General features: G+C 34.5%; 12 protein-coding genes. 2 read left to right on the forward strand and 10 right to left on the reverse strand.

Going from position 1 to position 13,875, the window contains the following annotated elements:
• Positions 1 to 21 precede the first annotated feature (21 nt).
• From MKY00_RS27355 to lytS, 5 genes are all read right to left on the reverse strand, one after another.
• Positions 22 to 1,056, reverse strand: a complete 1,035-nt coding sequence (locus tag MKY00_RS27355) for an AI-2E family transporter (protein ID WP_001166015.1) — start codon at positions 1,054 to 1,056, stop codon at positions 22 to 24.
• A 325-nt stretch (positions 1,057 to 1,381) separates the two neighbouring features.
• Positions 1,382 to 2,074: an antiholin-like protein LrgB gene (lrgB, locus tag MKY00_RS27360; RefSeq protein ID WP_000168869.1), complete on the reverse strand. Its 693-nt coding sequence runs from the start codon at positions 2,072 to 2,074 to the stop codon at positions 1,382 to 1,384.
• Positions 2,075 to 2,108: 34 nt separating this feature from the next.
• A complete protein-coding gene (gene lrgA, locus MKY00_RS27365) occupies positions 2,109 to 2,540 on the reverse strand; it encodes an antiholin-like murein hydrolase modulator LrgA (RefSeq protein ID WP_000104901.1) in 432 nt (143 codons plus the stop codon).
• A gap of 132 nt (positions 2,541 to 2,672) precedes the next feature.
• Entirely contained in the window at positions 2,673 to 3,413 is a 741-nt protein-coding gene (locus MKY00_RS27370) for a LytR/AlgR family response regulator transcription factor (RefSeq protein WP_000921835.1), read from the reverse strand.
• A complete protein-coding gene (gene lytS / locus MKY00_RS27375) occupies positions 3,391 to 5,160 on the reverse strand; it encodes a two-component system sensor histidine kinase LytS (RefSeq protein ID WP_016719058.1) in 1,770 nt (589 codons plus the stop codon). Before lytS ends, MKY00_RS27370 begins: the two co-directional genes overlap by 23 nt.
• A gap of 328 nt (positions 5,161 to 5,488) precedes the next feature.
• Between lytS and MKY00_RS27380 the strand changes: the two genes are divergently transcribed.
• Positions 5,489 to 6,787, forward strand: a complete 1,299-nt coding sequence (locus MKY00_RS27380; protein WP_029141244.1) for an MFS transporter — start codon at positions 5,489 to 5,491, stop codon at positions 6,785 to 6,787.
• Between the two features lie 108 nt (positions 6,788 to 6,895).
• Here MKY00_RS27380 and MKY00_RS27385 read toward each other — a convergent pair whose 3' ends face one another.
• Both MKY00_RS27385 and MKY00_RS27390 read right to left on the reverse strand, forming a co-directional pair.
• A complete protein-coding gene (locus tag MKY00_RS27385; RefSeq protein WP_016719060.1) occupies positions 6,896 to 8,464 on the reverse strand; it encodes a BCCT family transporter in 1,569 nt (522 codons plus the stop codon).
• Positions 8,465 to 8,827: 363 nt separating this feature from the next.
• Complete coding sequence (locus tag MKY00_RS27390) at positions 8,828 to 9,898, reverse strand: nitric oxide synthase oxygenase (RefSeq protein WP_016719061.1); 1,071 nt, start codon at positions 9,896 to 9,898, stop codon at positions 8,828 to 8,830.
• 215 nt (positions 9,899 to 10,113) lie between these two features.
• Between MKY00_RS27390 and sodA the strand changes: the two genes are divergently transcribed.
• Positions 10,114 to 10,740, forward strand: a complete 627-nt coding sequence (gene sodA, locus MKY00_RS27395; protein WP_000094046.1) for a superoxide dismutase [Mn] — start codon at positions 10,114 to 10,116, stop codon at positions 10,738 to 10,740.
• An 88-nt stretch (positions 10,741 to 10,828) separates the two neighbouring features.
• Here sodA and MKY00_RS27400 read toward each other — a convergent pair whose 3' ends face one another.
• The 3 genes from MKY00_RS27400 to MKY00_RS27410 all read right to left on the reverse strand — a co-directional run bounded on the left by MKY00_RS27400 (position 10,829) and on the right by MKY00_RS27410 (position 13,660).
• Complete coding sequence (locus MKY00_RS27400) at positions 10,829 to 11,710, reverse strand: NAD-dependent epimerase/dehydratase family protein (protein ID WP_033678606.1); 882 nt, start codon at positions 11,708 to 11,710, stop codon at positions 10,829 to 10,831.
• Between the two features lie 105 nt (positions 11,711 to 11,815).
• Positions 11,816 to 12,406 carry an AmiS/UreI family transporter gene (locus tag MKY00_RS27405; RefSeq protein ID WP_016719062.1) on the reverse strand — a complete coding sequence of 197 codons (591 nt, stop codon included), beginning with the start codon at positions 12,404 to 12,406 and terminating at the stop codon, positions 11,816 to 11,818.
• A 435-nt stretch (positions 12,407 to 12,841) separates the two neighbouring features.
• Complete coding sequence (locus tag MKY00_RS27410) at positions 12,842 to 13,660, reverse strand: putative glycoside hydrolase (RefSeq protein ID WP_016719063.1); 819 nt, start codon at positions 13,658 to 13,660, stop codon at positions 12,842 to 12,844.
• Between the last annotated feature and the right edge of the window lie 215 nt (positions 13,661 to 13,875).

The raw sequence follows: 13,875 nt of genomic DNA on the forward strand, positions 1-13,875 counted from the left end.
CGATGCTTTTTTCTCTTCACTTTATTTTTTCCCAGCGTCCTTCTCCATTTCATCACTTGTCACATCTAAGACATCTAATAAGAAAATGAAGATTGGAATACCGATAATTAATCCCCATACACCTAAGAAGTGTTCCGAGAAGATTAATACCATAAACGTATAGAAAATTGGTAAGTTTGTTTTTTGCGACATAAACTTCGGATTTAACACGTAACTTTCAAGCGCATGAATGACTGTTACGATAACTAAAATATAAACAACGTACATAATACCGCCGATATTGTAAGCAATCATACAAAGCGGGAATAACGAAATGATAACCCCAGCTACTGGAATTAAACCAAGTAAGAAGATCATTAACGCTAAACCTAATAATTGTGGGAATCCTAATATCCATAATGCAATAACGGATAAAACGCAGTTAACAACTGCAATTAAAAATTGTGCTTCGATTACTTTTCCGAATGAACGTGCAAATTTCTTACCGAAGTACTCGATTTCAGTATAGAAAATTGCAAGTCTGCTCTCTTTAAATTTTGCAGTAAAAGCAACGATACGAGCTTTCTCCAATAAGAAAAATAAACTTAAAATTAAAGAAAGTAACACTTGAAGGCCAAATTTCCCAACATTCGTAATCGATTTATACAAAATGTCAACGCCTTGTCCTACATACTTCGAAAGTTCCATATGATTAACAGCATTAACTGCATACTTAATTAATTCACTGTCCGGTGGGTTTCTTAAAAATACGTTAAATTGATAAATCAATTGTGAAATTTGTATCGTTAATACTGGTAAATATTTAAATAGCGTAATAGCAATTCCGCCAATTAACATAACATATAGAAATGCTATAATGAGCTTTCGATTAATGGGCATAAAGTGGTCTAATTTGCGAGAAATAAACTTTTGGAATCGATCCATTAAATACGTAAGAATAAACGTAATTAATATTAAATTCAACATACTTTGCAGCCCATATAATACGAGAGCAAGTATTACTAATACGAGTAACCTCTGAAATCCTTTGCTTTGAAACAGGTTTTTTATTTGCATAATCGACGAGTACTCTCTCCTGTCCTATAAAGTAAAACGTTAATAAGTAGATTTTTCTCTCTTTTCTACTTTTAATTATTCATTCATATTAAGATTTTTATAAGCTCATTATACGCCTACCTTAGCAGATCTATAGTAGCTTACTTCTTATTTTACAATACAATGACCTAATTCAAAACGTATTCTACACAGTATTAATGAAGATTTAAGGAAACTTACATTTTTTCAAAATAGGTCTTACCACTACTGTAACATAAAAAGCAAGCTATCAGTAGAAATCTGTCCTACAAATAGCTTGCTTTTCTCATTTTTTAAGTAAGTTTTACTATCCAATGAATGGCATGAACATCGGTATGACAACTACCGTTACAACTCCAACTACTGTTACAGCAATACTTGCCATAGCTGCCTCTACTTCACCCATTTCAATTCCTACTGCCACTCCTAATGCATGACCTGCTGTTCCCAGTGCTAAACCTTTTGCAATTGGATGTTTCACTCTAAATGTTTTTAAGAATAACGCTCCTAATGCGTATACGATAACTGCGTTAAAGATTACTGCAAACGATGTAATTGCTGGTATACCACCAATACTTTCAGAGATTGGTAACGCAATTGCTGTTGTTGCCGCTTGTGGTAACATTGAATTCATTACTGCTGTATCTAGGCCAATTGCTTTTGCAACAATGAACACGACAATTACTGAACAAATAGATCCAACCACGATAGCTGATAAAATTTGCCACCAATATTTTTTCAACTTATCCACTTGTTTATATAATGGAATTGCAAACGCGATTGTTGCTGGCTCTAAGAAAAAGCTAATCATTTTTCCACCAGTATTATATTCTTCGAAAGTAAAGTTACCTACTTTTAAAAAGACAATCCCTAATACCATCGCTACGAATAATGGTGTGAATAAGAAGAACCCTTTTGAATGCTTGAATAATAATGTTCCGATTCCGTATGCGATTAATGAAACGACGATTCCGAAATATGGAGTCATTGTGCTTGCCATGTTCATTCCCTCCTAACAATATATACTAAAATGGTTACGCAACTTTTCCGTGCTTGCGTCCTTTATTTACTACTTTCAATTCTTTTGTATCTTCTGTTTCTTTTTCATCTTTTCCTAAAATAAATTGTGCAAATAATCCTGTTACAGCGAGTAAAATAACTGTCGCGACAACAATTACAGTTAAAATTTGTACAAAATATTGTCCCATTACACCAAGAGAATTAATAACCGAAATACCTGATGGGACGAAAAGGAATCCGATAATACCCGTTAAAGCTGTTCCAAGTGATTCAACTTGTTCCAATTTAATAACCTTTAAACATAATAGACTAAATAAAATGACTAACCCGATTACCGATGAAGGCATCGGAATTGGTAAATGTGTTGCAATAATATTAGAAATTAACATAATAGCTGAGAATATGAATGCTTGTGATAAGAAACTATATACTTTTTTCGTACTCATTTTGGCCACCTCTTTCGATTTGGTACCTTTATTGTATAGGATATAACCGCCTTGGTAAGCGTTTACATAACAGAACGTCAAATATACAGAATCAGTTACAAATATAAAAGGATGAAATACAAAAGCTGCTTCTTAAATACGAAGCAGCTTCTTGAGTTCTTTTGCATATGTACGACTAACAGGTACTTTTGATCCTTCTTTCATAATTAAATTATACGTAGAATTGAACCACGGCTGGATTTCAGTAATATGATTAATATTTGCAATAAAGCTACGATGTACACGCATAAAACTTGCTTGCGGCAACTTCTTTTCCAAAATCACAAGTGTATCGTGTGTTATATATGTGTCCCTCATTGTTTTTACTGTCACTTTTCCATCCACAAGCCCTACATATATAATATCTTCAATATTTACAAGTACAATTGATTCTTCAATTGGTAATGCTAATTTATGCATCTCTGCCGTTACATCTGCCCCTTTTATTTCTTGCTTCGTTTCTATTTGCGACTGCTTTTGTTTTTTATACTTCTTTAATGTTTGTACAATACGTTCTTCATCAAATGGCTTTAAAATATAGTCTAACGCATCTACTTCAAATGCTTGCAACGCGTATTGATCATAGGCAGTCGCAAATACAATGGCAGGTGGATTTTTCATCTTCTTTAATATATTCGCAATTTCAAATCCGTTATCATCAGATAACTGAATGTCTAGGAAAACAATATCTGGTTTGTTTTTCATTAGCTCTTCTAATGCATCCTCTACACAATCAGCCTCACCAATTATCTCAACTTCCTTCGTTCTTTCTAATAAATACTTTAGTTCATCGCGTGCTAACATTTCATCATCAACTACTAGTACTTTTAACAATCTGCTCTTCCTCCCCTACTTTTTTTGGAATAACAAAAGTAATCTCTGTCCCCTCATTTAATTTACTTTCGATATGAAGCATCGTTTCTTTTCCAAATAACCCAATAAGACGTTCATTAATATTATATAAAGCTGTTCCAGTCCCTTTCTTGGACGAAACTACCATCTTTCCTAATTGTTCTAAACGTTCTTCCTCAATTCCTTGCCCATTATCTTTTACTTCAAAATGAACCATACCCTCTTTTTCAAAAACATGCACTTCCACTTCGCACACTGGTTGCTTCTTCGGGAAAGCGTGTCGCAACGCATTTTCAACCAATAGTTGAAGAACAAATGGTGGTACTAAAGTTGTCTTTAGCTCATCCTCCATATACATCTTTACTTCATACTTATTTGGGAACCTTGCTTGTTCTAGCGATAGGTATGCCTGTACATGGTTTAATTCTTGTTCTAGTGGAATCAGTAACTGACGTGCGCCTTGCAAATTACAACGGAAATACACGCTAAGTTGTAATAATAACTTCCTTGCCTTCTCTACATCTGTTCGGCATAAAGCTGATACTGTATTAATCGCATTAAATAAAAAGTGCGGGTTAATTTGTGCTTGTAATGCCTTTATTTCCGCATCTTGCAATAATTTACTTTGCAACTCGGCTTCCCCTAATTCAAGTTGTGTAGAGAATATTTTTGCTAACCCTTCTGCTAATTCCTCTTCCACACGACTTAACTGATTAGGATTTTTGAAATACAGTTTTAATGTCCCTATCGTATTTCCATGTGAAGTTAGCGGAATAACAATCGCCGCTTGCAAAGGGCATCCTTCATGTTGACAATTAATGACCTCACGTGATTTTGCTTTCATTATTTTCCCTGTTTGTAACACTTCTTTCGACAAACCAGTTATTAAACTATGTGAAGGAATATGGTGATCTGATGCTAATCCAACATGAGCTAATATTTTCTCTGTATCTGTTAAGGATACCGCATCTGTTCCTGTAAAACGGTGAATAATTTGTGCCACATGCTTACACGATTCTTCTGTTAAGCCTTGGCGAAAATACGGTAACGTTTTATCTGCAATACGCAATACCTTATGAGTCTGAAGTGCCTTTGCGTTCTCTTCCTGACGCAATATAGCTTGTATCATAGAAAGTAAAATAAAACTTCCAAAACTATTTACAAGGATCATTGGTATCGCAATTGTTTTCACAATACTCATTCCATCCTCTACAATTAATAAGATCATAATCATTTCTAAAGAAACGATAAACACACTTAAAACCGCTGAAAATTTAGGCGTAATTGTACGATTATACTTTTTAAAAATGTATCCAATATAACCTGTTATAACCCCCGCTAAAATTGAAGAAATTGCACAACTTAGTGCAGTCGTCCCGCCAAGCATATAACGGTGAATACCAGCAATTGATCCTACTCCAATTCCGACGATAGGGCCACCAAGCAAGCCACTAATTCCAACACCCATAATACGTGTATTCGCGATTGTGCTCGATGAAGAAACCCCCTGTAGCCAATTTTCATTCATAATCGTATTTCCTGCTATTTCAATTCCTGTGTAATTGCTTACAATTGTAAACACCGAAAAAATACAAATAAGCTTAAGCTTATCTATATACCCATCTTGCTTATGAAGAAGGCGCCTGAACGTTTTAATATGAGAAAGTAAAAACCCTAAAATAACAATAAGCCCGACACGTTCAATCATCATAAGTACTAAATTTAGCATCTGTGATTCATTCCTTTTTATATGAGTTAGTTTTATTATCGGAAAATAATGAAGTGGGCGTCAAGAAGAATGAAATATCTTTTGCAATATTTTACACATAACAATTCCCGCTCTATTTGACAATCTAATAGAAGAGTGCTAAAAATAAAGTAATATAATACAGTCCTTTAACCCAACCCCGTGAGGTTGAGAAGGAAGTCGGAATATACTATACGTATGACCTATTTTAGGAATACGTATGCTTTTTTGGCCTTCTCATCATATCAGGTGAGAAGGCCTTTTGTTATTCTTCCATAGCGACTGTAGAAGAAAATAAGGGGGAGTAATGATGGACGTCACTACTGATGTACAATCAACAACAGAGGAAACGAAAGAGAAAAGATATAAAACATTATTTGGGTCTGCGTTAGGATATGCAGCAGAAGGCTTAGATATGTTGCTCTTATCTTTCGTACTCGTCTACATTTTAAAAGAATTTCATTTAAGCCCTGTTGAAGGTGGAAACTTAACTTTAGCTACCACAATAGGAATGCTAATTGGGTCTTATTTATTTGGATTTATTGCTGATTTATTTGGGCGTATCCGTACGATGGCCTTCACAATCTTACTATTTTCACTCGCAACAGCACTTATTTATTTCGCAACAGATTATTGGCAATTATTAATTCTTCGCTTTTTAGTGGGGATGGGAGTTGGTGGTGAATTCGGGATTGGAATGGCCATCGTAACTGAAACATGGTCTAAAGAAATGCGTGCTAAGGCGACATCTGTTGTTGCACTTGGATGGCAATTTGGCGTACTAGTAGCTTCACTCCTTCCAGCATTTATCGTCCCACATTTTGGATGGAGAGCTGTTTTCCTATTTGGACTTATTCCCGCTTTATTAGCTGTTTATGTACGAAAAAGTTTAAGTGAACCGAAAATATGGGAACAAAAACAACGATACAAAAAAGAATTGTTACAAAAAGAGGTTGAAGGCAGTTTAACAACTACTGAGGCTGAACAACTAAAACAAATGAAAAAGTTCCCACTTCGAAAGCTATTTGCAAATAAAAAAGTAACAGTAACAACTATTGGCCTTATTATTATGTCATTCATCCAGAACTTCGGATATTATGGTATCTTTACATGGATGCCAACTATTTTAGCGAATAAATATAACTATACATTAGCAAAAGCTAGTGGTTGGATGTTCATCTCTACGATCGGTATGTTAATTGGAATTGCAATTTTTGGAATTCTAGCTGATAAAATTGGTCGCCGTAAAACTTTTACAATCTATTATGTCGGTGGTACTATATACTGTCTCATTTACTTCTTCTTATTCACAAATCCAACATTATTGTTATGGGGCAGCGCATTGCTTGGATTCTTCGCAAATGGCATGATGGGAGGATTCGGAGCAATTTTAGCTGAAAACTATCCTGCTGAAGCTCGCTCTACAGCAGAAAACTTTATTTTCGGTACAGGACGTGGTTTAGCTGGCTTTGGACCTGTTATTATCGGATTACTTGCTGCAGGTGGTAATTTAATGGGCGCATTATCTCTTATCTTCATTATCTATCCAATCGGTTTAATTACAATGCTACTATGTGTCCCAGAGACGAAAGATAAAGTATTAGAATAGATTGAAACTGTACAGAGTACTATCCACTTCGAGAAAAGTAGTTAAATAAATAATAAAGAGGAAGCATTTCAAATGAAATGCTTCCTCTTTTTATATAAATACAATTATTTATTTTGATCTACTAGCTTTTTGGAACAAGAAGCTAGTTTTATCTTCTTCTTTTACAATGCCTTGTTTTAATGCTAGTTCCCCTGCAACTTTAGGCGCTAGCCATAGCATTGGGAGTAACAGAATGGATACCGGGACAGCTGTTACTACGATGAATGATTGCAAGGCGTTAATACTTCCCTCACCCATGTATAACAGAATTGCCGCAACTGCTCCCATAATAAGCGACCAAAAAATTCGTAAGCTAATTCTAGGATCTCCGTCTCCAGTCACTGCCATCGAAATCGAATAAGCCATTGAATCTCCTGTTGTCACTACAAATAAAATTGTTAGTAAAAGAAATGCCGGTCCAATAATATGAGAGAGTGGCAGTTGTTCTGTAATTGCAATCATAGCAGCTGGCATACCCGATTCACTTAATGCGCTTGAAATAGAACCAGGCTTCATTAATTCATAAAACACACCTGATCCTCCCAGAATTGTAAACCAAAATGTTGTAATAATAGGTGCAATAATTCCAATTGCAACGATGATTTCTCGAATCGTTCTTCCTCTTGAAATACGGCTCACTAAAATTGCCATCATCGGTCCATATCCAATAAACCATCCCCAGAAAAAGATTGTCCACGATCCTAACCAACCTGTATCACCGCGGTATGTGCTCATTGGAATAAATTCATTTATATAAAATCCAAACGAAGATACAAACGAATCAATAATAAATCCACCTGGTCCACATAATAATACAAATACCATTAATAAAATCGCTAATTTAACATTTAAATCGCTTATAATTTGAATCCCTTTATTAATTCCTGTTACTGCAGATATAGTAGAAACCGCAACTACACAAATAATAATTGTTAATTGAGTAGTAAAAACATCAGGAATATTAAACAATGCCTGTAGGCCATAACTTGCTTGTAAGCCTAAAAATCCGATCGGTCCAATCGTCCCTGCAGCTACCGCAATAATGGCAAATGCATCAATCATTGTTCCAAGCAAACTCTTTCGCAATTTCTCACCAAAAATAGGATATAAAAGCGTTCGAGGTTTTAACGGCATACCTTTATGATAATGCCCATACATCATAACTACCGCACTGATTGTACCTAAAATCGTCCAAGCCAAGAAACCCCAATGCATATAACTTTGTGCTAAAGCAGGCATTACTGCTTCTTTCGTTCCAGCAGATATACCTTCATGTATCGGCGGCACCGTCATCAAGTGGTACATTGGCTCTGCAGCTGCCCAAAAAACGCCACCTCCGGCAAGTAATGTCGACATAATAATAGCAAGCCACTTTGCCGTACTAATCTCAGGTTTTTCTAATCCCCCAAGTTTAACTCTTCCATATTTCGAGAATGCCATACACATTGCAACAATAAATGTACCAATTAACAAAACTTGCCAGAAGGCACCAAAATATTTAATTGAAGCTGCAAAACTGCTATTAATGACTCCCTCTACATAATTTTTATTTAAGAAAACTGCAATTACAAATAATAAAAGCGAACCACCACTAATAAGAAATACAGGCCAATCCGTTTTTCGACTCTTCATCCTCATTTACACTTCCTCCTTCCTCAGCAATCTAAAAAAACAACTTTATTATGTTTTATTGTTTACACCCAAAACACAATGATTATATAAGCATAATAATTCATCTATTTCCTACACACTTATGTTGTCCCTAAAAATATGCTAAATCCCTTATTTAAAAGAAATTTTCTATTCCTCTTACATAAAAAAGCAAAATAAAAGACCTTATATTTCTATAAGGTCTTCGAAACAGAAATTTGATTATAACATAAGGAACTCCTTGGTTCAAAAAGCTCCTTCCAAAAATAACCGAGGGTAAAGGCTTCCATTTGCTACGTAACAGTAGTTAAAAAAATTTATATTTTTACAGAAAATGCCCTATACTACAAACTATTTATGAAAAAAATTCGGCTTCAAAATTTCATTCGAATACGGTTTATGATAAATATGAGTGGTAGCTGGAGATAACGGCGGAATGAGCCACACCCAATTGCCCGTTACAACACGACCACAGGCAGCTTCTTGCTTCTCAAATTGCTGAAATTGTTGTGCCGCAGTATGATGGTCAACAATACTCACTCCTTGTTTTTTAAAGGAATATAAAACAGCCACGTTTAATTCAACTAACGCCTTGTCTTTCCATAACGTACCGTTTCTCGATGTATCCAAATCCATCATTTCCGCAACTGCTGGAAGTAAATTATAGCGATCATGATCCGCTAAGTTACGTGCCCCAATCTCTGTTCCCATATACCATCCATTAAACGGAGCTGCTGTATAGGAAATACCGCCAATTTCTAAGCGCATATCTGAAATCATTGGAACCCCGTACCATTTTGCTCCAAGTGACGAAATTGGGTATTCTGGGTGTTCAATTGGTACCTCTTTTACTTCTTCTTTCGGAATTTCTTTATATATAGGCGCTTTTCCATCTATAGAAAACACAAGTGGTAATACATCGAAATTCGTACCTTCTCCTTGCCAGCCAAGTTCTTGACAAAAATCTGTAAACACAGCGGAATGAGAGTCACCAATCACTCCCATTTCTGTTTTATATCCTGCATACCGAATCAATTGGTGATTATAAATTCGTATATTATTTTCTTCACCTTGATATTGCTTAAAAATTGTAATGGTCGGTTTCACTTTTCCGTCGTTCGTTGCATATTTAATATGATGAATTAATGCATTATATACACCTTCCTCATCATTTACTTCACGTGCATCTAATATGTGCATCTTACTCCAAAATAGTCTTCCGATACATCGATTACTATTGCGCCATGCCATTCGCGATCCGTGAACAAGTTCTTCAAATGTATGTTCATACGTCCCCGTCTTCTCTATTTCAACTCGAATTTCTTTCATGCGTTCTTCTATGAATTGTTCTTTATTAAGCTCTTTATAGCAAATCGTAATAAAATGACTCGCTTCCTCTATTAATTGCTTCGTTTTACTCATAAGCGATCTCCTTCTATTTCAACAAAACGTTACTACTTTACAGTATAAGCAAAAAGAATAAGAGTCACAAACGAAAGTCGAAGTGTTACTTTTATTGTACTATCTTTCAGAAAATTAAGAGATTACTATTGACTTTCATGAAAAATAGGTGTATTTTTTACTCAGGTAAATTATTTTTACCTAGACCAACTTTTAGAGAGAAAGGAGGAAATGTCATGTCTTCATTTCAATTGCCAAAGCTTTCATATGACTATGATGAACTAGAGCCATATATCGATAGCAATACACTTTCTATTCATCATGGAAAGCACCATGCGACATACGTAAATAATTTGAATGCCGCATTAGAAAACTATTCGGAATTACATAATAAATCTTTAGAAGAGTTACTATGTAATTTAGAAGCTTTACCAAAGGAAATTGTTACAGCTGTCAGAAATAACGGTGGTGGACATTATTGTCATAGTCTTTTTTGGGAAGTAATGAGCCCACGGGGTGGCGGCGAGCCTAATGGAGACGTTGCAAAAGTAATTGATTATTATTTCAATACCTTTGACAACTTAAAAGATCAACTGTCTAAAGCAGCAATTAGCCGTTTTGGAAGTGGTTATGGATGGCTTGTCCTTGATGGTGAAGAACTTACTGTAATGAGTACACCTAATCAAGATACACCTTTGCAAGAAGGCAAAATTCCATTACTTGTCATTGATGTATGGGAACATGCCTATTATTTAAAGTACCAAAATCGTCGCCCAGAATTTGTTACCAACTGGTGGCATACAGTGAACTGGGACCGGGTAAATGAAAAGTATTTACAAGCAATTCAATCACAAAAACATTAGTCGTGCGTATAAGGTAAGTTTGGTAATGTAAAATTAGTATTGTCGAAATCCTCCAGAATCCCCCGGATTGCCACCGGGGGATTTATGATCATTTCATTGCATGTATGTAATAATGTAATACTTTTTCTATTTCTATTTTCAACCCTCGGAACGGGAACCCTAATTCATTAGCTTTTCCATTATGTAATGTACAATTAGTCAATTCATTATAAGGTGCTACATGATCTCCTACTTCTTGAATGAGTGATTTTATTCCCGTATTCTCTTCTATAAAATGAATAATTTCCCGAGTAGAAACTACCCCGTTGCTACAAGCATTAATTGGCCCTTCTATGTCTTTCATCCCACACCAAGCTAAAAATTCCCCGGCTTCTTCTTCATGTATAAACGACAATTTTCCATCTAGATGATTCACTGCGACAGGTTCTTCTCTCACAATATGTTCAACGTAAAATTGTAACCTTTTCGTATAATCGTTTTCTCCAATAACAACTGGAAAACGAACTGCAACAACTGGAAATGTTGCTTGTTGAAATACAACTGCTTCGGCTAACCTCTTTCCTTCACCATAATTGAAGTCATTCCTATCTCCATACGCAATTGCATACTCGTACGGATCGAAGTCCTCTTCTGATAAACTTAGTGCTGGTTCATAGACAGCCATTGAAGATGTCATAACGTATTTTGTCGTTTTCCCTCGTAACACTTCACATATTATCTTCGCTGCGTTCGAGCTATAGCATAAATTATCGTATACAATATCATAACTTTTATCTGCTAGACGCTCTGCTAGTTGTTTTTCATCTTCTCTATCTACAATAAGTCTTTTTACTCTACTCCCAAAAGAATCTTCCGTAATTCCTCTCGTCGCAATCGTTACATCGTGCCCATCTTGCAAAAGTGCTTCTACTAAATGTTTACCAAAAAATCTTGTTCCCCCTAGCACCAATACTTTTTTCAACTTTATCATCCCCATTTCGATAAATTGTAAAATACTACCTCTCTATTATAAATGCTAACATATAAAAAGCATGGAACTCGTTTAACGATTCCATGCTTTTCTACAAAAAATATATTAACGTACTCGATATTTATAAATACAACAACAGAAGTATAAAATAGAAATTACAGATACATAAACCCATAATTCATATACGAATCCCTCTCCCCATACTCCCATAAAATAAAAGAGTGAAGGTAACGTCAATGTTACCCATGATTGTACGAAGGCAATCCTTCCAAGATATTGATTGATGTTCTTTTTTTGTGTATTTAATACAAAGAATAAATACCAAAGTAATGCCCACATAAACCACGTTAACGCATTCACAACATCGTGGAATTGAACAAATGAAACAACCATATAGAATAAAGCAATAATTGCTACCCAAATGCAGAACCACCCTAAACCGCTACTGTCCATTCCTTTTATAAAAGTAACACCTACATATAAATAGGTTAATCCGAATAAGAAAGTAGCTGCATATGAATATACCGTCCAATTACTTTGATCAGAAATCATGATTAAATAGAACGGAATAATAATTTGTAGTGCACCCACAAATAAATTAAAAACACCTGCACTTTTCATCTCTGCTTTTCCTAATATAACAAGACTATTTAAAAATAAAGCTGCACCCGAAAGTAATAATCCTACGTAACCCATATGTATTCGTGTGAAATTCTTTCCCTTTCACACTTTTAACCTCCCCACAATATAAAGTGATTCTTTATTATTTTTCTTCCTATTTCAAACTACATACATAATTTTTAATCTAAATAGGTCAGACTTCCTACCTTGAAGAACGCCAAATTTAAAACGCTTTCAATCATAAATAACCCTATCAGAACATTAATAGGATTCCTTGATTATAAACGTACTCTAACCATGACACAAGTATTGATGTTATTTTAAATATCACGTTTTTTATTTCTATAAAAATTAATAGGATAATGCACTTTTTCTATCTTATTCTACTAATTTCTAACATGGAATATTATAAAATGAGCTAGTCAGTAATACATTCATCTTTATAAGATAATCGTATACTGACCTAAACTTTCATAGTCAATATTGATAGTTTCTCATCCCTAATAATTGCTATTTATCATAAATATCATTCGGATTAATTGTAGGAATAAATCCATTTATAGAACTATATTTTTTAGATACGGTATTTGGAGTAACGGTAAACGTTACAATCTTATTACTTTGTTGTTTAAAATAGCGCATCCAATTTTGACTCCATTCATCTTTCGTAATAACTTGTTTATTGAAGTCCTCCCACAATACACCATGTATAAAATTCAAGGATGTATTTTTGATTGTGTCAAATCCCCAATTCTGTATAAGAAGCAAATCAGAATCAACACCTTTTATTTCTTTTAATAAATTTACATATGCTTCGCGAAATTTCCCTTGTGTAACTGGCTGATCATAAAAATAGTCATCAATATCACCAGCGGTATCTAAAAACACACCGTCTATTCCTTTTCCAATAACTTGCTGTTTCACTTTATTTACAACAATCCGCCGGTAATGTTCATCAGCTAAATTCATAATATATGTATCCCACTGCTCAATCTTCATTTTCTTACCGTCTCGATAATAATAGTCTGATTCAACTACTTGCGATTTATGCCACGATTCTAATTCTAAAACACTAACATACCCAAGGACTACTATTCCGGATTTTTTTAATTGCTGAACTTGCTCTTTCGTAAATGCATATGGCTCTATAATGACCATATCATACTTTGAAAGTCTCTCAATTACTTGCTCATTTGCTTCACCATAATAAATTTTATAACTTCGTACATTTTTTAAAACTGGTTCCACGACATTTGCTTGGGCGGATGTACTTGAGGAAAAAATAAAAGAAAATATAGCTAAAAAGTACATGGAACGTTTCCACTCCATAATAATATTACCCCCTATAAAACTGTAATTTTTTATCATTTTATATATTAATACAAGTATAGTAATACAATAACATTTTACATTTTTTCAAGCTCGATATTTAATAAAAAATTCCAATAAATACAATACATTAACAAAAATTAGAATTTATTTCACTTGAATTTACTACATCTCTGTTGATAAAATGATTTGGGCTTTATATATTTTAAAATAAT

The organism is Bacillus sp. FSL R9-9834 (assembly GCF_038006905.1).
Lineage (GTDB): Bacteria > Bacillota > Bacilli > Bacillales > Bacillaceae_G > Bacillus_A > Bacillus_A pacificus.

Coding starts and splice junctions, on each gene's coding strand:
- MKY00_RS27355 (WP_001166015.1), bottom strand. CDS start 1,056: ATGCAAATAAAAAACCTGTTTCAAAGCAAAGGATTTCAGAGGTTACTC.
- lrgB (WP_000168869.1), bottom strand. CDS start 2,074: ATGGCAAGCACAATGACTCCATATTTCGGAATCGTCGTTTCATTAATC.
- lrgA (WP_000104901.1), bottom strand. CDS start 2,540: ATGAGTACGAAAAAAGTATATAGTTTCTTATCACAAGCATTCATATTC.
- lytS (WP_016719058.1), bottom strand. CDS start 5,160: ATGCTAAATTTAGTACTTATGATGATTGAACGTGTCGGGCTTATTGTT.
- MKY00_RS27380 (WP_029141244.1), top strand. CDS start 5,489: ATGGACGTCACTACTGATGTACAATCAACAACAGAGGAAACGAAAGAG.
- MKY00_RS27385 (WP_016719060.1), bottom strand. CDS start 8,464: ATGAGGATGAAGAGTCGAAAAACGGATTGGCCTGTATTTCTTATTAGT.
- MKY00_RS27390 (WP_016719061.1), bottom strand. CDS start 9,898: ATGAGTAAAACGAAGCAATTAATAGAGGAAGCGAGTCATTTTATTACG.
- sodA (WP_000094046.1), top strand. CDS start 10,114: ATGTCTTCATTTCAATTGCCAAAGCTTTCATATGACTATGATGAACTA.
- MKY00_RS27400 (WP_033678606.1), bottom strand. CDS start 11,710: ATGATAAAGTTGAAAAAAGTATTGGTGCTAGGGGGAACAAGATTTTTT.
- MKY00_RS27405 (WP_016719062.1), bottom strand. CDS start 12,406: ATGGGTTACGTAGGATTATTACTTTCGGGTGCAGCTTTATTTTTAAAT.
- MKY00_RS27410 (WP_016719063.1), bottom strand. CDS start 13,660: ATGGAGTGGAAACGTTCCATGTACTTTTTAGCTATATTTTCTTTTATT.